Annotated in this window: 16 protein-coding genes; 5 read left to right on the plus strand and 11 right to left on the minus strand. The window is 67.7% G+C overall.

All coding sequences use genetic code 11. The annotated features are described in order from the left end of the window. Window positions 1-21 precede the first annotated feature (21 nt). From nusB to ACP26O_RS04400, 8 genes are all read right to left on the minus strand, one after another. Window positions 22-459 carry a transcription antitermination factor NusB gene (gene nusB / locus ACP26O_RS04365; protein WP_006754954.1) on the minus strand — a complete coding sequence of 146 codons (438 nt, stop codon included), beginning with the start codon at window positions 457-459 and terminating at the stop codon, window positions 22-24. Next, window positions 456-971: a 6,7-dimethyl-8-ribityllumazine synthase gene (gene ribH, locus ACP26O_RS04370; RefSeq protein WP_006754953.1), complete on the minus strand. Its 516-nt coding sequence runs from the start codon at window positions 969-971 to the stop codon at window positions 456-458. Before ribH ends, nusB begins: the two co-directional genes overlap by 4 nt. Window positions 972-1,023: 52 nt before the next feature. Continuing rightward, entirely contained in the window at window positions 1,024-2,166 is a 1,143-nt protein-coding gene (gene ribBA / locus ACP26O_RS04375) for a bifunctional 3,4-dihydroxy-2-butanone-4-phosphate synthase/GTP cyclohydrolase II (protein ID WP_011656189.1), read from the minus strand. A gap of 187 nt (window positions 2,167-2,353) precedes the next feature. Beyond that, window positions 2,354-2,872 (minus strand): DUF1993 domain-containing protein, encoded by a 519-nt coding sequence (locus tag ACP26O_RS04380; RefSeq protein ID WP_175664106.1) that lies wholly within the window; start codon window positions 2,870-2,872, stop codon window positions 2,354-2,356. 182 nt (window positions 2,873-3,054) lie between these two features. Continuing rightward, the gene (locus ACP26O_RS04385; protein ID WP_175664105.1) at window positions 3,055-3,684 is read right to left on the minus strand and encodes a riboflavin synthase; all 630 of its coding nucleotides are present in this window, start codon (window positions 3,682-3,684) and stop codon (window positions 3,055-3,057) included. Window positions 3,685-3,698: 14 nt separating this feature from the next. After that, the gene (gene ribD / locus ACP26O_RS04390; RefSeq protein ID WP_006755086.1) at window positions 3,699-4,820 is read right to left on the minus strand and encodes a bifunctional diaminohydroxyphosphoribosylaminopyrimidine deaminase/5-amino-6-(5-phosphoribosylamino)uracil reductase RibD; all 1,122 of its coding nucleotides are present in this window, start codon (window positions 4,818-4,820) and stop codon (window positions 3,699-3,701) included. A 12-nt stretch (window positions 4,821-4,832) separates the two neighbouring features. Continuing rightward, window positions 4,833-6,116, minus strand: a complete 1,284-nt coding sequence (hemL, locus tag ACP26O_RS04395) for a glutamate-1-semialdehyde 2,1-aminomutase (protein ID WP_011656193.1) — start codon at window positions 6,114-6,116, stop codon at window positions 4,833-4,835. A 186-nt stretch (window positions 6,117-6,302) separates the two neighbouring features. Then, the gene (locus tag ACP26O_RS04400; RefSeq protein WP_011656194.1) at window positions 6,303-6,755 is read right to left on the minus strand and encodes a hypothetical protein; all 453 of its coding nucleotides are present in this window, start codon (window positions 6,753-6,755) and stop codon (window positions 6,303-6,305) included. A gap of 259 nt (window positions 6,756-7,014) precedes the next feature. On the opposite strand from ACP26O_RS04400, the gene ACP26O_RS04405 reads away from it, so the two are divergent. Beyond that, entirely contained in the window at window positions 7,015-8,232 is a 1,218-nt protein-coding gene (locus tag ACP26O_RS04405) for a Bcr/CflA family multidrug efflux MFS transporter (protein ID WP_012363278.1), read from the plus strand. Window positions 8,233-8,341: 109 nt separating this feature from the next. Here ACP26O_RS04405 and ACP26O_RS04410 read toward each other — a convergent pair whose 3' ends face one another. From ACP26O_RS04410 to zwf, 3 genes are all read right to left on the minus strand, one after another. Further along, window positions 8,342-10,270 (minus strand): bifunctional transcriptional regulator/glucokinase, encoded by a 1,929-nt coding sequence (locus tag ACP26O_RS04410; RefSeq protein ID WP_105831589.1) that lies wholly within the window; start codon window positions 10,268-10,270, stop codon window positions 8,342-8,344. Then, window positions 10,248-10,928: a 6-phosphogluconolactonase gene (pgl, locus tag ACP26O_RS04415; RefSeq protein WP_175664104.1), complete on the minus strand. Its 681-nt coding sequence runs from the start codon at window positions 10,926-10,928 to the stop codon at window positions 10,248-10,250. The genes ACP26O_RS04410 and pgl overlap by 23 nt, the downstream gene beginning before the upstream one ends. Window positions 10,929-11,015: 87 nt before the next feature. After that, a complete protein-coding gene (gene zwf / locus ACP26O_RS04420; RefSeq protein ID WP_105831591.1) occupies window positions 11,016-12,485 on the minus strand; it encodes a glucose-6-phosphate dehydrogenase in 1,470 nt (489 codons plus the stop codon). Between the two features lie 429 nt (window positions 12,486-12,914). Between zwf and ACP26O_RS04425 the strand changes: the two genes are divergently transcribed. The 4 genes from ACP26O_RS04425 (at window position 12,915) to ACP26O_RS04440 (ending at window position 17,314) form a co-directional block, all read left to right on the plus strand. Further along, on the plus strand, window positions 12,915-14,162 hold the full coding sequence (locus ACP26O_RS04425) for an ABC transporter substrate-binding protein (protein ID WP_011656199.1): 1,248 nt from the start codon (window positions 12,915-12,917) through the stop codon (window positions 14,160-14,162). Window positions 14,163-14,300: 138 nt separating this feature from the next. Next, window positions 14,301-15,239 carry a carbohydrate ABC transporter permease gene (locus tag ACP26O_RS04430; RefSeq protein WP_011656200.1) on the plus strand — a complete coding sequence of 313 codons (939 nt, stop codon included), beginning with the start codon at window positions 14,301-14,303 and terminating at the stop codon, window positions 15,237-15,239. Then, window positions 15,229-16,086, plus strand: coding sequence for a carbohydrate ABC transporter permease (locus ACP26O_RS04435; RefSeq protein ID WP_006750821.1), 858 nt, complete (start codon window positions 15,229-15,231; stop codon window positions 16,084-16,086). Before ACP26O_RS04430 ends, ACP26O_RS04435 begins: the two co-directional genes overlap by 11 nt. Window positions 16,087-16,198: 112 nt before the next feature. After that, window positions 16,199-17,314: an ABC transporter ATP-binding protein gene (locus tag ACP26O_RS04440; RefSeq protein ID WP_006750822.1), complete on the plus strand. Its 1,116-nt coding sequence runs from the start codon at window positions 16,199-16,201 to the stop codon at window positions 17,312-17,314. Window positions 17,315-17,363 lie beyond the last annotated feature (49 nt).

The raw sequence follows: 17,363 nt of genomic DNA on the forward strand, positions 1-17,363 counted from the left end.
CGCGCCCGTGTACAAACGGAATCAGCCGTTGCGGCGCGCCTGCGTTTCGGCGGGGCGCAGCTTCGCGGCGAGCTTGTCGAGCACGCCGTTGACGTACTTGTAGCCGTCCGAGCCGCCGAACGTCTTCGCGAGTTCGACCGCTTCGTTGATGATCACGCGGTACGGCGTTTCGACATGATGCGTGAGCTCGAACGTCGCGATCAGCAGCACGGCGCGCTCGACCGGCGACAGCTGGTCGACCGGGCGGTCGAGCGACGGCGTGAGGGCTTCGATGAGCGTCGCATGCTCGCGAATCACGCCGTGCAGGATGGCGTCGAGCAGCTCCTTGTCGGCCTTGTCGTAACCGAGCGCGCCGCGCAGTTGCGCGTCGATCTCGCCGGGGGCCGCGTTCGACAGCAGCCACTGATACAGGCCCTGCGTCGCCAGCTCGCGCGATTGTCGGCGGGCGCTCTTCTTCATGCGCGCTCCTCTTCGTCTTCTTCGTCTTCTTCTTCGTCCTCGTCGTCGCCGAGCTGGTCGAGCGCCATCGTCAGGTTCGCCATCTCGACCGCGACGCGTGCGGCGTCACGACCCTTTTCGGTCATGCGCGCGACGGCCTGCTCGTCGTTTTCGGTCGTCAGGACCGCGTTCGCGATCGGCAGGTTGAAGTCGAGGCCGATGCGGGTGATGCCCGCGCCGCTTTCGTTCGACACGAGTTCGAAGTGGTACGTCTCGCCGCGGATCACCGCGCCGAGCGCGATCAGTGCGTCGAACTGGCCGCTTTCCGCGAGCTTTTGCAGCGCGAGCGGGATTTCCAGCGCGCCGGGCACCGACACGAGCAGCACGTCTTCACCGGAGACGCCGAGGCGCTCGAGTTCTTCGACGCATGCATCGGCCAGGCCGTTGCAGACGGGTTCGTTGAAGCGGGATTGCACGATGCCGATACGCAGGCCGTCGCCTTCGAGATTCGGTTGGTATTGTCCGATTTCCATGATCTGTCCGTGGTGTGGATGAACGGTTATAGGGCGAAAGCGCCGTGGCGGGTTACGCGTGGGACGCCGGGCAGGACTTGGCTTCGCCGCCGGGCATCGGAATGAAGCCCGTGACTTCGAGGCCGTAGCCGGACATGCTGCCCAGCTTGCGCGGATTCGACAGCACCTGCATCTTGCCGACGCCGACGTCGCGCAGGATCTGCGCGCCGATGCCGAACGTCTTGAAATCGACCGGCCGGCGCTTCAGCGCAGCGGCCTTTTCTTCCTCGTCGAACGCCTTGAAGACGTCGATCAGATGTTCCTTCGTGTCGCCGCAGTTGAGCAGCACGATCACGCCGAGGTCGCGTTCCGCGATGTCGCGCATCGCGGCGTCGAGCGTCCACGAGTGCGTCGAGATGCTCGTCTCGAGCAGGTCGAGGACCGACAGCGGCTCGTGCACGCGCACGGGCGTATCGACGTCGGGCGACGGCGTGCCGCGCACCAGCGCGATGTGCGGCGAGCCGGTCGGCTGGTCGCGGTACAGCACCGCGCGGAACGTGCCGTGCGCGGTCTGCATCGTGCGCTCGGCGATCCGCTCGATGATCGATTCGGTGCGGCTGCGGTAGTGGATCAGGTCGGCGATCGTGCCGATCTTCAGGTTGTGCTCCTTCGCGAACTCGAGCAGGTCGGGCAGGCGCGCCATCGTGCCGTCGTCCTTGATGACCTCGCAGATCACCGCGGCCGGCGTGAGCCCGGCGAGCGCGGTGAAGTCGCAGCCGGCCTCGGTGTGGCCGGCGCGCACGAGCACGCCGCCCGGCTGCGCCATGATCGGGAACACGTGGCCCGGCTGCACGATGTGCTCGGGACGCACGTCGTGCGCGACCGCCGTGGCGATCGTGTGCGCGCGGTCGGCGGCCGAGATGCCGGTCGTCACGCCTTCGGCCGCTTCGATGCTGACCGTGAACGCGGTGCCGTACTGGGTGCCGTTGCGGTAGGTCATCAGCGGCAGGTGCAGCTGCTTGCAGCGTTCCTGCGTCAACGTCAGACAAATCAGGCCACGGCCGTACTTGGCCATGAAGTTGATCGCTTCCGGCGTGACGAATTCGGCGGCGATCACGAGGTCGCCTTCGTTTTCGCGGTCTTCTTCGTCGACCAGGATCACCATCCGGCCGGCTTTCAACTCCGCGATGATGTCGAGCGTGGAGGCGAGCGTCATAAGGGGGCGAGAAAGAGGAAAGTGCGTATTTTACGCCAGCCGGACCGCGTTTCGGCTGGCACCGGCCGCGCGCGGCCGGCGAGCACGCCGGAAAGCCGCGCGACCGCCCGGCGAGGCGCGCCTGCCGGGGCCGCCGCGGCCCGCCCGAGGACGGGCGGCCGCAGCTCGGCCGGGGCGCGGCCAGGCGTCACGCGTGCTCGTTGCGGCCGCCGAGGTAGTCGAGCTTGCCGAGTTCGACGCCGCCGTGGCGCAGGATGTCGTACGCGGTTGTCACGTGGAAGAAGAAGTTGGGCAGCACGAAGTTCAGCAGGTACGACTGGCCGGTGAACTCGATCGGGCCGGTGCGCATCTTGAGCACGACCTGGCGAGATTCACTGCCATCGATCTGCGCGGCGTCGAAGCTCTTCAGATAGTCGATCGTCTTCTGGATGCGCGCGTGCAGCTCGTCGAACGTCTGCTCGACGTCGGGATAGCTCGGGATGTCGACGCCGGCGAGCCGCGCGGCGCAACCCTTGGCCGTGTCGGTCGCGATGTACACCTGGCGGACGAGCGGCAGCATGTCCGGATAGAGGCGCGCGCCGATGAACACCGACGGGTCGATCTGCTTCTCGGCCGCATGCGCCTGCGCCTTGCCGAGGATGTGCTGCAGGTTGGTGAGGCCGCGGATGAGGACGGGCAGCGAAGCCTGGTACATCGAGATGGACATGGGACGACTCCTGAAGGAAAAGGGGCAGCCGGTACGCGGCGCACCGTGTGTCGCGGCGCCGAAACCGCTGCCGTTGCATCTTAGCGCGACGCGATGACCCGTGCGCGTCGTTGGCCGTCCGGCCAGGTGTCGGGCCGAACCGCGGGCCGCCATTTCATGTCCCGAGGCAGCGCCCCCCGCAATCAGTCCTGCTGCACCCCGTGCGATGCCGACAGCATCCGCTCGACATATCGCGCAATCATGTCGATTTCGAGATTGACCTTGTCGCCGGCCTTCACGTGACGCAGCGTCGTGACCTCGACCGTATGCGGGATCAGGTTGATCGAGAATTCGCAGCCGTCCGCGCGATCGTCGACCGTGTTGACGGTCAGGCTCACGCCGTTGACCGTGATCGAGCCCTTGTATGCGAGATAGCGGCCGAGCTCGCGCGGCGCGACGATCCGCAGCTCGTGCGATTCGCCGACCGGCGCGAACCGCGTCACGGTGCCGAGGCCGTCGACGTGGCCCGATACGATGTGCCCGCCGAGGCGGTCGTGCGCGCGCAGCGCCTTCTCGAGGTTCACTTCGCCGGGTTGCGCGAGCCCGACCGTGCGGTTCAGGCTTTCGCGCGACACGTCGACGTCGAATCCTGTTTCGGTCTTTTCGATGACCGTCATGCACGCGCCCTGGATCGCGATGCTGTCGCCGAGCGCGACATCGGCCAGGTCGAGCCCGCCGGCCTGCACCGTCAACCGCACGCCCGCGTCGGGCGACGCGCCGAGCGGGTTGATCGATTCGATGCGGCCGACGGCCGCGACAATTCCGGTAAACATCGTGACGGCTCCGTTCAGTGGGTGGCGGCAGGCGGCGCGACGCGCGCGAGAATCCGCAGATCGTCGCCGATCCGCTCGACGCTGTGGAACGCGAGCCGCGTGCGCGCGTCGAGGCTCGCCGGCGCGGCGAGGTCGAACATGCCGGCCGCGTCGCTGCCGAGCAGGCTCGGCGCGAGATAGACGAGAAGCTCGTCGACGCACTGCTCGCGCAGCAGCGAACCGTTCAGCTTGTGGCCGGCCTCGACGTGCAGTTCGTTGACGCCGCGCGCGCCGAGCGCCGCGAGCATCGCGGGCAGGTCGACCTTGCCGTGCGCATTCGCGAGCGGCACGATTTCCGCGCCGCGCGACTTCAGCACGTTCGCGCGCACTTCGCCGGACGCATCGAGCCGGCCGCAGAAGATCAGCAGCGGCGCACCTTCGAGCAGACGCGCATCGAGCGGCAGGTCGAGGCGGCTGTCGACCAGCACGCGCTGCGGCTGGCGCGGCGTGTCGATGCCGCGCACCGTCAGGAGCGGGTTGTCCTCGCGTACCGTGCCGATCCCGGTGAGGATCGCGCATGCACGCGCGCGCCATGCGTGGCCGTCGAGGCGCGCGGCCTCGCCGGTGATCCACTGGCTTTCGCCGGACGGCAGCGCGGTGCGTGCGTCGAGCGACGCGGCCGTCTTCATCCGCACCCACGGGCGGCCGCGCGTCATCCGCGACACGAAGCCGATGTTCAGTTCGCCCGCTTCGTTCGCGAGCAGCCCGCAGCGCACGTCGATGCCCGCGTCGCGCAGCATCCCGAGGCCGCGCCCCGAGACCTGCGGGTTCGGGTCTTCCATCGCCGCGACGACCTTCGCGACGCGCGCGTCGATCAGCGCGTTCGCGCACGGCGGCGTGCGGCCGAAGTGGCTGCACGGCTCGAGCGTCACGTATACGGTGGAGCCGGCGACGTCATGGCCGCGCGCCCGCGCGTCCTTCAGCGCCTGCACCTCCGCGTGGTCCTGGCCGGCCGGCTGCGTGAAGCCTTCGCCGATGACGTTGCCGTCCTTGACGATCACGCAGCCGACGCGCGGGTTCGGCGCGGTCGTATACATGCCGCGCGCCGCGAGCGTCAGCGCGCGCTGCATGTGGGCGAAATCGGTATCCGAGAACATGCGTGGTTCCGGTCAGGCGGCGAGGGCCGCGAATGCGCGGCGCGCGGCCGCGAGCGTCGCGTCGATCACCGCGTCGTCGTGCGTGCTCGATACGAAGCCGGCCTCGTACGCGGACGGCGCGAAGTACACGCCTTCGTCGAGCATCAGGTGGAAGAAGCGATTGAAGCGCTCGGTGTCGCTCTTCGTGACTTCCGCGAAGCTGGTCGGCACGCGCTCGGCGAAGTACAGGCCGAACATCGCGCCGATCGAGTCGGCCGCGAACGGCACGCCGGCCGCGCGCGCTTCGGCCGCGAGGCCATCGGCGAGGCGCTTCGTCTGCGCGGTGAGCGCGTCGTAGAAGCCCGGCGCCTGGATCAGCTGCAGCGTCTTCAGGCCGGCCGCGACCGCGATCGGGTTGCCCGACAGCGTGCCGGCCTGGTACACGCCGCCGAGCGGCGCGAGGTGGGCCATGATGTCGCGGCGGCCGCCGAACGCGGCGGCCGGCATCCCGCCGCCGATCACCTTGCCGAGGCAGGTGAGGTCGGCCGTGATCCCGTAGTGTTGCTGCGCGCCGCCGAGCGCGACGCGGAAACCGCACATCACCTCGTCGAAGATCAGCACGGCGCCGTGCTTCGTGCACAGCGCGCGCAGCGCGTTCAGGAATTCGGGCGTGCCGCGCACGAGGTTCATGTTGCCCGCGACGGGCTCGACGATCACCGCGGCGATTTCATCGCCGAACGCGCCGAACGCTTCTTCCAGCGCGGCGACGTTGTTGTATTCGAGGACGGTCGTGTGCTTCGCGATGTCGGCAGGCACGCCGGCCGACGTCGGGTTGCCGAACGTCAGCAGGCCCGAGCCGGCCTTGACCAGCAGGCTGTCCGCGTGACCGTGGTAGCAGCCCTCGAACTTGACGATGCGGCTGCGGCCCGTGAAGCCGCGCGCGAGACGCAGCGCGCTCATCGTGGCCTCGGTGCCGCTCGACACCATCCGCACCTGTTCGATCGACGGCACGAGCTTGCAGATTTCCTCGGCGATCTCGATTTCCGCCTCGGTCGGCGCGCCGAACGAGAAGCCGTCGGCGAGCACGTTCTGCACGGCCGACAGCACTTCCGGGTGGACGTGGCCGACGATCATCGGGCCCCACGAGCCGATGTAGTCGATGTACTGCTTGCCGTCGGCATCCCAGAAGTACGGGCCCTGTGCGCGCGACACGAAGCGCGGCGTGCCGCCGACCGAACGGAAGGCGCGCACCGGCGAGTTGACGCCGCCCGGAATGGTCTTCTGGGCGCGTTCGAAGAGGATCTGATTGTTGGACATGAGCGAAACCTGCGAGAGAAGGGTGCGGGGCCTGTGCACGGGCCGCGGCGCCTGGGCGGAACTATCCGTCCGATTGTACCGGAGACGCGCGGGGCGGGCCCGCCGGGCGGTCTGCGGCCTTTCGGCGCGTTCGCAGGCGCGAGGTGGGCGCGCGGGAACGGCGAGGGCGGGCCGGCTCCGATCCGCTTATCGCGGCGACTTGCGCTTGCCGGTCAGCTCGGCCCAGCGTTTCTCCAGCGGGCCTTCGACCATCGGCTTGATCGACGTGCCGGAGCTCTGCGCATCCCAGGTCTGCACCGAGTACGGATGCACGCGCAGCGCGTCGCGCGGGATCACGACGTCCTGGTGCGCGTCGACCAGCCAGTCGTAGACGAAGTCGATGCACAGCCGGTAGCCGCGCCGGGTCGCCGGATCGGGCACCTCGTAAGGCGCGCGCGTCACGTAGCCGGAGCCGAATACGCCTTTCGGCTCCTTCGCGACGCGGTGCAGGAACACGCGGTCGCCCGGGAGGATGCCGCGGGCGAAGCCGCAGCCCCACACGTCATGCACGGCCTCGCCGGCCTTCACGCGCGCGGCGACGTCGGGCAGCTCGGGCCACGGCCATTTCTTGGGGCTCCAGATCAGCAGGAAAGCGGTCATCGGTTCGGTCGTCGGGGCGGTTTGGTCAGACGAGAAAAACGGGGAGCAGCAAGCTTAATCGAATCCGCACGCGAATCCGCACGCGAGCGCGCGCGACACCGGCCGTACCGGCGCTTGCCGGCCGTGCGCGCCACACACGCCGCCGGCACGCAAAAAAGTTGCGCGTACAATCATGGGCCTGAGCGCCGTCCGCGGCGCGGCCTCCCGTCTTCACCGCCACGCGCGCCCCGATGCGCGCGGGCCTCCATTCCGGATACCCATGTCCCACGTCGTCCGGCGCCGGCCCGATGCCCGGCTGATCCTGTTGCTCGGCGCGCTCGCCGCCTGCGGGCCGATTGCCACCGACATGTACCTGCCGAGCCTGCCGTCGATTGCCGACGGCTTCTCCGTGAGCCCCGGCGCCGCGCAGCGCACGCTGACGAGCTTCATGGCCGGCTTCTCGATCGGCATGCTGCTGTACGGTCCGCTGTCCGATACGTGGGGCCGCCGCCCGGTGCTGCTCGGCGGCATCGCGCTGTTCACGCTCGCGAGCATCGGCTGCTTCGTGTCGGGCTCGATCGACATGCTGATCGTCGTGCGCTTCCTGCAGGCGCTCGGCGCGGGCGCCGCGTCGGTGCTCGCCCGCGCGATCGCGCGCGACGCGCACGAGCCGACCGACGCCGCGAAGGTGCTGTCGATGGTCGCGATCGTCACCGCGGTCGGGCCGCTGCTCGCACCGTTGATCGGCGGGCAGATCCTGCGCTTCGCCGGCTGGCGCGGCGTGTTCGTCGTGCTGGCTGTGTTCGGCGCACTGTGCGCGGCGACCGCGTACCTGCGCGTGCCCGAAACCTGGCCGAAGGAGCGGCGCAAGAGCGCGGCCGTGCTCGCATCGTTCGCGTCGTACGGGCGCATCCTGTCCGATCCCGTCGCGTGGGGGCACATGCTGTGCGGCGGGATGGCGTTCGCGGCGATGTTCTCGTACATCACCGCGACGCCGTTCGTGTACATCGAGTATTTCCACGTGTCGCCGCAGCACTACGGGCTGCTGTTCGGGCTGAACGTCGTCGGGATCATGATCGGCAACTTCGCGAACACGCGGCTCGTCGGCCGGATCGGCTCGCTGCGCCTCATTGCCGCCGCGTCGCTCGTGAGCTGCATCGCGTCGCTCGCGGTCGCGCTCGTCGCGCTGACGGGGTGGGGCGGGCTGTGGTCGATCGTCGTGTGCCTGTTCTTCGTGGTCGGCGTGGTGGGGATCCTGTCCGCGAACTGCACGACCGACCTGATGCATCGCTACCCGCACAACGCGGGCGCGTCGGCGGCCGTGTTCGGTGCGATGCAGCTCGCGCTCGGCGCGCTCGCGAGCGTCGCGATCGGCGCACTCGCGGACGGCACGCCGTTCGCGATGGGCGTGACGATCGGTGTGTCGGGCGTGCTGTGTTTCGCCGGGCGCTACCTCGTGCTGCGCTGGCATGGGCGGCCGGTGAAAGCGGGGGCGTGAGCGGAGGCCGCAATGGCCGCGGCATGAAAAAACGCCACCGCGCGATGTGCGTCGGTGGCGTTCTTTTTCGGGCGATCGGAAAGCGGCGAGCGCCTGACCGTGTCGAGCGTCAGTCGCGCGCCACGTCCTTCGCCGCCGGCGATGCGCCGTGGCTCAGCCAGTCGAGCACGTCGGCCGTTTCGTCGTCGCTCGCGCGTGCGCGCGCTTGCGCGACGGCCTCCGGCAACTCGCCGTTGGTCGACGCGCGACGAATCGCGACGCCGACCGCGAGGACGTCGATCATCAGCAGATGCAGGATCCGCGAGATCATCGACAGCTGCGACTCGCGCATCTCGATGTGGTCGGTCTCGAGCGCGACGGTCGCGCGCTTCGCGAGCGGCGTGTTGCTCGACGTGATCGCGATCACCTTCGCACCGGCCTGCATCGCGACCTCGAGCACGCGCAGCAGCTCGGGCGCGCGCCCCGACTTCGACACGGCGACGATCACGTCGCCCTTGCCGAGCAGCGCGGCCGACGCGGCCTGCATGTACAGGTCGCCGTACGCGATCGTCGGAATCCCGAAGCGGAAGAACTTGTAGTGCGCGTCCTGCGCGACGATGTTCGAATTGCCGAGCCCGTAGAACTCGATGCGTCGCGCGCCGTTCAGGATCTCGATCGCATTCTCGACGTGCTCGAAGTTCAGGTGTTCGCGCAGCTGCAGAATCGCGGACACCGTGTTGTCGAGCACCTTCGCGCCGAAGTCGGTGGCCGTGTCGCCGAGATGCACCTGGCTGTGGCTCATCGGAATCGTGCCGGTGAGGCCGGTCGCGAGCTTCAGCTTGAAGTCCGACAAGCCCTGGCAGCCGAGCGAGCGGCAGAAGCGGATCACCGTCGGCTGGCTCACGTCCGCCTTGCGCGCGATGTCGACGATCGGGTCGTTGATGATCGAGCGCGGATGGTTCAGCGCGAGATCGGCGACGCGGCGCTCTGCCGGCGTCAGCGCGTCGCGCATCTGGCGGATCCGCTCGAACACCGCCGACGACGCGCCGCCCGAACGGTTCGACAACTGCTCCGCGAGAATCGCCGACACGCCGAGGAACGCCGGATATTCGGCGGTGATCAGGTAGGTCGGGATGTTCTGCAGATAGTGCGTGAAACGGCCCTTCGCCTCGAAGCGCGCGCGGAACGACGAGCGCGTGAACAGTTCGCCGAGCTTCAGCGCGACGCCGCCGCCGATATAGACGCCGCCGAGCGCGCCGAGCGTGAGCGCGACGCTGCCCGCGAACGCGCCGAGAATCCCGCAGAAGCATTCGACCGCCTCGAGCGCGAGCGCTTCGCCGGCATGCGCGCGCTCGACGATCTCGACCGTGTCGACGTTCGCGGCGACGCGCTTCTTGTCGCGCGCGGCGAGCGCACGATAGATGATCTCCATGCCGGGGCCCGCGCACACGCGTTCGAACGACACGTGCGGAAACTTCTTGCGCGCGTACTGCAGCACCAGATCCTCGCGCTCGTCCTGCGGCGCGAACGATGCGTGGCCGCCTTCGCTGCCGAGCGCGATCCAGCGATCGTCGGCCGGAATCAGGCCGGACACGCCGAGCCCGGTGCCGGGCCCGAGCAGCCCGATCACGCTGTTCTGGCGGCGCGTGCCGCCGCCGATCTGCACGCGCTGCGCATCGGTGAGGCCGGGCAGCGCCATCGCGAGCGCGGTGAAGTCGTTGACGACGAGCAGCGTGTCGAAGCCGAGCGCGCGGCGCGTCGCCTCGATCGAGAAGCTCCAGTCGTGATTGGTCATCGTGACCTGGTCGCCGTCGACCGGGTTCGCGATCGCGATCGCCGCGTGGTTCACGCGGCTGATCTTCACGTCCTTCAGATACTTGCGGATCGCGTCGGTGATCGTCGGATAGTCGGCGCCGGGATAGACGCGGATCTGCGTGATCTCGCCCGGGCCGGTTTCCAGCGCGAAACGCGCGTTGGTGCCGCCGACGTCCGCGAGCAGGCGCGGGCCGTCGGCATGCTGGACCGCGACGACAGCCTTACTTTGCGCACCAGTAGACATCGAGCTTGGTCCCCTTGTCGTTGGCCAGGTGGGAAATCGCGTTCTTCTGCAGCGTGGCGGCCGCGGCGTCGAGCACGTCGCGTTTGCGGCTGCCCGCGATCAACAGGAAGAGCCGGTCGACGCGCTTCAGCGCATCGAGCGAAAAGCTCACGCGCGCATGCGGCGCGGCGCCGGGATGCACGGCGACGAAGCGCTCGGGCGTCGCGATCGCGTGGTCCCATTCGGGCGCGTCCGCGAAGATCGACGCGGTGTGGCCGTCCTCGCCCATGCCGAGCACGGCGACGGTCGGCACGCGGTAGTCGGCGTTCGCGTTCAGCGCGGCGACGTGCGCATCGAGCGCGGCGCGCGTGTCGACGAGCGGCAGGAAGCGGGCAGGGGCCGCCGCGTGCTGCAGCAGCGTGTCGCGCACGAGGTGCGCGTTGCTGGCCGCGTCGTCCTCCGGCACCCAGCGGTCGTCGACCAGCGTGACGTCGACGCCGGCCCAGTCGAGCGCCGTGTGCGACAGCGTTTGCAGGAACGGGCGCGGGCTCGTGCCGCCGGACACCGCGAGCGTCGGGCGCGCGGGGCCGCCGAGCGCGGCGCGCAGCGCATCGCCCACGGCGCGCGCGAGCGCCTCGCTTTGCGCTTCCTGGGTGTCGAAAGCGTGAATCTCGATCACATCTCCTCCGGACTGCTTTGTCTGTTCAATTCGTATGAATCGTGGGGCACGTTGCCGCGCGCCAAGCGCGCACGGCAACGGTTTGCATCAATTTTCTTCTTCGAGCCAGCAGGTGCCGTGCTGCGCGAGCATTGCGCTCGCCGCGGCCGGCCCCCACGTGCCTGCCGCGTACGGCTTCGGCGGCTTCAGCGAGCGCGCCCATTCGTTCAGGATCGGCTCGACCCAGCGCCACGCGGCTTCCTGCTCGTCGCGGCGCACGAACAGCGCGAGGCGGCCGTTGATCACGTCGAGCAGCAGCCGCTGGTAGGCCTCCATCTGCCCTTCCTTGAAGAACTGGTCGAACGCGAGGTCGAGGTGCACGCTCGCGAGGTTCATCCCTTCGCCGGGCTGCTTCGCGAGGCAGTACAGGCGAATCGTCTCGTTCGGCTGCAGCCGGATCACGAGGCGGTTCGCGCCGGCGCGCAGCGCGGTGGGCCCGAGCGCCGAGTGCGGCACCGCGCGGAAATTGACGACGATCTCCGCGACGCGATCGGCGAGACGCTTGCCGGTGCGCAGGAAGAACGGCACGCCGGCCCAGCGCCAGTTCTCGATCTCGACCTTCAGCGCGACGAAGGTTTCGGTCTGGCTGTCGGGCTTCACGCCCGGCTCGGTCGCGTAGGCCGGCACCTGCGCGCCCTTGATCACGCCCGCATGATACTGGCCGCGCACCGCGACCTTGCCGATGTCGCGCGGATCGACCGCTTTCAGCGCACGCAGCACGCGCAGCTTCTCGTCGCGCACCGAGTCGGAATCCATCGAGTGCGGCGGCTCCATCGCGACGATCGACAGCAACTGCAGCAGGTGGTTCTGCACCATGTCGCGCAGCGCGCCCGTATTGTCGTAGAAGTCGCCGCGCGCCTCGACGCCGAGCTCCTCGGCGATCGTGATCTGGATGCTCTCGACCCATTCGCGGCGCCACAGCGGCTCGAACAGCGCATTGCCGAAGCGCAGCGCGAGCAGGTTCTGTACCGGCTCTTTCCCGAGGTAGTGGTCGATCCGGTAGATCTGGTCTTCCGCGAAGATCTCGCCGACCGCGTCGTTGATCGCGTTCGACGAGCGCAGGTCGTAGCCGAGCGGCTTCTCGAGCACGATGCGCGCGCCTTCGTTCAGGCCGACCGACGCGAGCGCCTTGCAGATCGGCACGAACAGCGACGGCCCCGTCGCGAGATAGAACACGCGGATGCCGGGCAACTGCGCGACCGCGTCGCGCAGCACGGTGTAGTCCTCCGCGCGGCCGAGGTCGAGCTTCACGTATTCGATGCGCTCGAGGAAGGCTTGCCACGCGCTGTCGTCGAACGCCTTGCCGGCCGCCTTCGCCGCATGCGGCTTCACGTGCGTGTCGACCCACTCGAGATAGCCCGCCCGATCCGATTCGTGCCGCGCGACGGCAACGATCCGGCCGCCTTCCGCGAGCATGTTGCCGCGGTGCGCTTCGAACAGCGCGGGCAGGATCTTGCGCATCGACAGGTCGCCGGTGCCGCCGAAAAGTACGAAGGTAAAGCTGGAATCGGTATGCATGTGTCTCCGCCGGTTGGGGTGCTGGGAAGCGATCCGTAGTGCGATAAAAATATTTTTGACACTGAATTGTAGTTTAACTACAATCCGCCGCAAGGGGTAGCACCTGGGTGAAGAAAAAAAGAAGTGCGGTCGATGAACTGCGCGAGCTTCGCCTTCGGGAACGCCTTGTGCCGAATGTTATCGGACATTGACGGTGCGCATCGTCCGCGCGCCGTCGCCCCGGGCTCGCGCCGCGGCATCGCGGCGGGCCAGAAACACAATGAGGAGACACGCCGTTGAATCTCGATTCACGCTTTCTGTAAGAGCCCGGCCGGTCATCGGCCCCGTACGCTGCACGCGTCCCGCGGCTCGATTTCCCCGTCGTTTATCAAGAAGCCGGTTCCCGGTCAGGGAACCTCACGAGTTGATTCAGTCTGGAGGAGATAAGTAATGAAAGTTCGCTCGATCATGGGCGCGCTCTGCGCCGCGGGTCTGATGGCTGGCGCCGTGGCGGCGCAGGCGGCCGAGAACGTAACGGTGCTGCACTGGTGGACCTCGGGCGGCGAGTCGAAGGCCGTCGGCGTGCTGAAGGACGACCTCCAGAAGCAGGGCTACGTGTGGAAGGACTTCGCGGTCGCGGGCGGCGCGGGCGCGGCGGCCATGACCGCGCTGAAGACCAAGGTGATCAGCGGCGACTCCCCGTCGGCCGCGCAGATCAAGGGCCCGCTGATCCAGGACTGGGCCGACCAGGGCGTGCTCGTCAACATCGATTCCGCTGCCGGCGACTGGAAGCAGAACCTGCCGCCGGAAATCGACAAGATCATCAAGTACAAGGGCCATACCGTCGCCGCGCCGTTCTCGGTGCACCGCGTGAACTGGCTCTATATCAACAAGGCCGCGCTCGACAAGATCGGCGCGAAGGTGCCGACGACCTGGCCCGAGTTCTTCGCGGTGGCCGACAAGCTGAAGGCCGCGGGCATCCAGCCGGTCGCGATGGGCGGCCAGCCGTGGCAGGACCTGACGCTGTGGGAAGACGTCGTGCTGTCGCAGGGCCCGGCGTTCTACAAGAAGGCGCTCGTCGATCTCGACCAGGCCACGCTGAATTCGCCGCAGATGGTGTCGGTGTTCGACACGGTGCGCAAGATCCAGGGCTACTTCGACACGGGCCGCAACGGCCGTGACTGGAACCTCGCGACCGCGATGGTGATCAACGGCAAGGCCGGCATGCAGTTCATGGGCGACTGGGCGAAGGGCGAGTTCGAGAACGCGGGCAAGAAGGCCGGCAAGGACTATATCTGTGCAGCGGTGCCGGGCACGGCGAATTCGTACACGTTCAACGTCGACTCGTTCGTGTTCTTCCAGCAGAAGGGCCAGAAGGACGCGACGCCGGGCCAGCTCGCCCTCGCGAAGACGATCATGACGCCGGCCTTCCAGGAGCAGTTCAGCCTGCTGAAGGGTTCGGTGCCGGTACGCCTCGGCGTGAAGATGGACAAGTTCGACGACTGCGCGAAGAAGTCGTACGCCGACGAGCAGACCGCGATCAAGTCGGGCGGCTTCGTGCCGTCGCTCGCGCACGGAATGGCGCAGGGCGACGCGACGGCCGGCGCGATCACCGACGTCGTGACGAAGTTCATGAACTCGCAGCAGGATTCGAAGAGCGCGGTCGCCGCGCTCGCGAAAGCCGCGAAGGTGAAGTAAGGCGCAACGGGCGCCCGGCCGGAAACGCATCGTCGGCCGGGCGTTTTTGCATGTGCAGCAAACGGGCTCGCCCGCGGGCCCGCGCCGTACCCGGCGCCGGCCCGGCCTGCGCCGCCCTCGTTCCAGGAGTCGAATCAAGTGGCTGCCCCTCTTAGCGGAAACGGATCCGGCGCTGCCGTCGCGCGGCGCACGTCGCCGATGTCGGCCTTCGCCGATCGCTGGATTCCGAAGCTCGTGCTCGCGCCGAGCCTCGCGATCGCCGTGGTGTTCATCTACGGTTTCATCCTGATTACCGGCTATCTGTCGCTGACCAACTCGCGGCTGTTGCCGAACTACGAATTCGACGGCTTCGGCCGTTACTCGGACCTGTTCCAGAACGACGTGTGGTGGACCTCCGCCGCGAACCTCGGCTGGTTCGGGATTCCGTTCATCGCGATCTGCGTCGCGCTCGGGCTGTTCCTCGCGATCCTGCTCGACCAGCGCATCCGCAACGAAGGCGCGCTGCGCGCGATCTTCCTGTACCCGATGGCGCTGTCGTTCATCGTCACGGGTACCGCGTGGCAGTGGATCCTGAATCCGGGCCTCGGCCTGGAGAAGGTGATGCACGACTGGGGCTGGACGAGCTTCTCGTTCGGCTGGCTCGACGATCCGGACAAGGCGATCTTCTGTATCGTGATCGCCGCCGTGTGGCAGTCGACCGGCTTCGTGATGGCGCTGTTCCTCGCCGGCTTGCGCGGCGTCGACGCCGAGATCTTCAAGGCCGCGCAGGTCGACGGCGCGACGCTGCCGACCATCTACCGCAAGATCGTGATCCCGAGCATGCGCCCGGTGTTCTTCTCGGTGCTGCTGATCCTCTGCCACATCACGATCAAGACCTTCGACCTGGTCGTCGCGCTGACGGCGGGCGGCCCCGGCACGTCGTCGTCGCTGCCGGCCATGTTCATGTACACGTTTTCGTTCAACCGCGGCCAGCTCGGGCTCGGCGCGGCGTCGTCGGTGATGATGCTCGCGACCGTGGTCGCGGTGCTGGTGCCGCTGATGTATATGGAATCGAGGAGCACCCGCAATGCAGCCTAAGATGACGATCAGCCGGGCAGTGATCTATGCGGCGCTGATCCTGTTCGCGCTGTATTTCCTGTTCCCGATCTACGTGATGCTGTCGACGTCGTTCAAGGACCTCGACCAGCTGCGCACCGGCAACCTGCTGACGCCGCCGACGCACTGGACTTTCGATCCGTGGGTGAAGGCGTGGAGCGGCGCGTGTACCGGCGTGCGCTGCGACGGGATGAAGCCGTTCTTCCTGAATTCGCTGCAGATGGTGATTCCGGCCGTGCTGATCTCGTCGCTGATCGGCGCGTTCAACGGCTACGTGCTCACGCACTGGCGCTTTCGCGGCGCGGATGCGCTGTTCACGATGATGCTGGTCGGCTGCTTCATCCCGTTCCAGGTGATCCTGCTGCCGATGGCGCGCCTGCAGGGGATGCTCGGCCTCGCGAATACGATTCCGGGCCTGGTGTTCGTGCACGTCGTGTACGGCATCGCGTTCACGACGATGTTCTTCCGCAACTTCTACGTGAGCGTGCCGGCCGAGCTCGTGAAGGCCGCGCGCATCGACGGCGCGGGTTTCTTCACGATCTTCACGAAGATCCTGCTGCCCGTGTCGCTGCCGATCTTCATGGTGTGCCTGATCTGGCAATTCACGCAGATCTGGAACGACTTCCTGTTCGGGATCGTGTTCTCCGGCGTCGACTCGATGCCGATCACGGTTGCGCTGAACAACCTCGTCAACACGTCGACGGGCGTGAAGGAGTACAACGTCGACATGGCGGGCGCGATCATCGCCGCGCTGCCGACGCTGCTCGTCTACGTGGTCGCCGGCCGCTACTTCGTGCGCGGGCTGACGGCGGGCGCGGTGAAGGGGTAAGCGCGGTTTCATCCGATACGACGAACCGGCCGCGCGCGATGCGCGGCGCATCGAAACGAACCCGACGCGGCGCCGCAGTGCGCCGCGCGAGACGAGACAGAGGATTCACAGCATGGCAAGCCTTTCCATCCGTGACGTGTACAAGACCTACCCGAACGGGGTGCCGGTCCTGAAGGGTGTCGACATCGAGATCGAGGACGGACAGTTCCTGATCCTGGTCGGCGGGTCGGGCTGCGGGAAGTCGACGCTGCTCAACATGATCGCCGGCCTCGAGACCGTGACGAGCGGCGAGATCTGCATCGACGGCAAGGTCGTCAACGACCTGTCGCCGAAGGATCGCGACATCGCGATGGTGTTCCAGTCGTACGCGCTGTATCCGTCGATGACGGTGCGCGAGAACATCTCGTTCGGCCTGAACATCCGCAAGGTGCCCAAGAGCGAGCAGCAGCAGATCGTCGAGCGCGTATCGGCGATGCTGCAGATCCAGCACCTGCTCGACCGCAAGCCGGGCCAGCTGTCGGGCGGCCAGCGCCAGCGCGTCGCGATGGGCCGCGCACTGGCGCGCGATCCGTCGCTGTTCCTGTTCGACGAGCCGCTGTCGAACCTCGACGCGAAGCTGCGCATCGAGATGCGCGCCGAAATCAAGCTGCTGCACCAGCGTCTCGGCACGACGATCGTCTACGTGACGCACGACCAGATCGAGGCCATGACGCTCGGCGACCGGATCGCGGTGATGAAGGACGGTGTGGTCCAGCAGTTCGGCGCGCCGCAGGACATTTACGATTCGCCGTCGAACCTGTTCGTCGCGGGCTTCATCGGCGCGCCGCCGATGAACTTCATCAACGGCAAGCTGGTCGAGCAGGGCAGCGGGATCGCGCTCGAGATCGACACGGGCGTCAAGCGCGGTGCGCTCAATCTGCCGTTCGATGGCCAGCTGAAGTCGCACGTCGGCCGCGAGGTGATTCTCGGCCTGCGTCCGGAGCGCATCACCGACGTGCGCCACGCGCACAACGGCGACGCGTCGCACCTGCAGCCGTTCGACGTGCGCGTCGACGTGACCGAGCCGACCGGCCCGGACACGCACGTGTTCGCGCAGGTCAACGGCAAGCGGATCGTGAGCCGCGTGCATCCGGCCGCGAACCCGCAGCCCGACCAGACGCTGTCGCTGCTGTTCGACGTGTCGAAGGCGGTGCTGTTCGATCCGGCATCGGAAGAGCGGATCGCGTGAGGCGGCGTTTACGCTGAACGAAAGAGAAGGGGCCGTCTGTGAACGGCCC

Source organism: Burkholderia sp. R-40 (assembly GCF_049942845.1).
In the GTDB taxonomy this organism is placed as follows: Bacteria; Pseudomonadota; Gammaproteobacteria; order Burkholderiales; family Burkholderiaceae; genus Burkholderia; species Burkholderia ambifaria.

Bases quoted from the DNA above. Each gene is read 5' to 3' on its own strand.
- ACP26O_RS04405 (WP_012363278.1), top strand. From the start codon at position 7,015: ATGTCCCACGTCGTCCGGCGCCGGCCCGATGCCCGGCTGATCCTGTTG.
- ACP26O_RS04435 (WP_006750821.1), top strand. From the start codon at position 15,229: ATGCAGCCTAAGATGACGATCAGCCGGGCAGTGATCTATGCGGCGCTG.
- ACP26O_RS04380 (WP_175664106.1), bottom strand. From the start codon at position 2,872: ATGTCCATCTCGATGTACCAGGCTTCGCTGCCCGTCCTCATCCGCGGC.
- ribD (WP_006755086.1), bottom strand. From the start codon at position 4,820: ATGTTCTCGGATACCGATTTCGCCCACATGCAGCGCGCGCTGACGCTC.
- hemL (WP_011656193.1), bottom strand. From the start codon at position 6,116: ATGTCCAACAATCAGATCCTCTTCGAACGCGCCCAGAAGACCATTCCG.
- nusB (WP_006754954.1), bottom strand. From the start codon at position 459: ATGAAGAAGAGCGCCCGCCGACAATCGCGCGAGCTGGCGACGCAGGGC.
- ACP26O_RS04400 (WP_011656194.1), bottom strand. From the start codon at position 6,755: ATGACCGCTTTCCTGCTGATCTGGAGCCCCAAGAAATGGCCGTGGCCC.
- ribH (WP_006754953.1), bottom strand. From the start codon at position 971: ATGGAAATCGGACAATACCAACCGAATCTCGAAGGCGACGGCCTGCGT.
- ACP26O_RS04425 (WP_011656199.1), top strand. From the start codon at position 12,915: ATGAAAGTTCGCTCGATCATGGGCGCGCTCTGCGCCGCGGGTCTGATG.
- ribBA (WP_011656189.1), bottom strand. From the start codon at position 2,166: ATGACGCTCGCCTCCACGCTCGACATCATCGCGGAGTTGAAAGCCGGC.
- ACP26O_RS04440 (WP_006750822.1), top strand. From the start codon at position 16,199: ATGGCAAGCCTTTCCATCCGTGACGTGTACAAGACCTACCCGAACGGG.
- zwf (WP_105831591.1), bottom strand. From the start codon at position 12,485: ATGCATACCGATTCCAGCTTTACCTTCGTACTTTTCGGCGGCACCGGC.
- ACP26O_RS04385 (WP_175664105.1), bottom strand. From the start codon at position 3,684: ATGTTTACCGGAATTGTCGCGGCCGTCGGCCGCATCGAATCGATCAAC.
- ACP26O_RS04410 (WP_105831589.1), bottom strand. From the start codon at position 10,270: ATGTCTACTGGTGCGCAAAGTAAGGCTGTCGTCGCGGTCCAGCATGCC.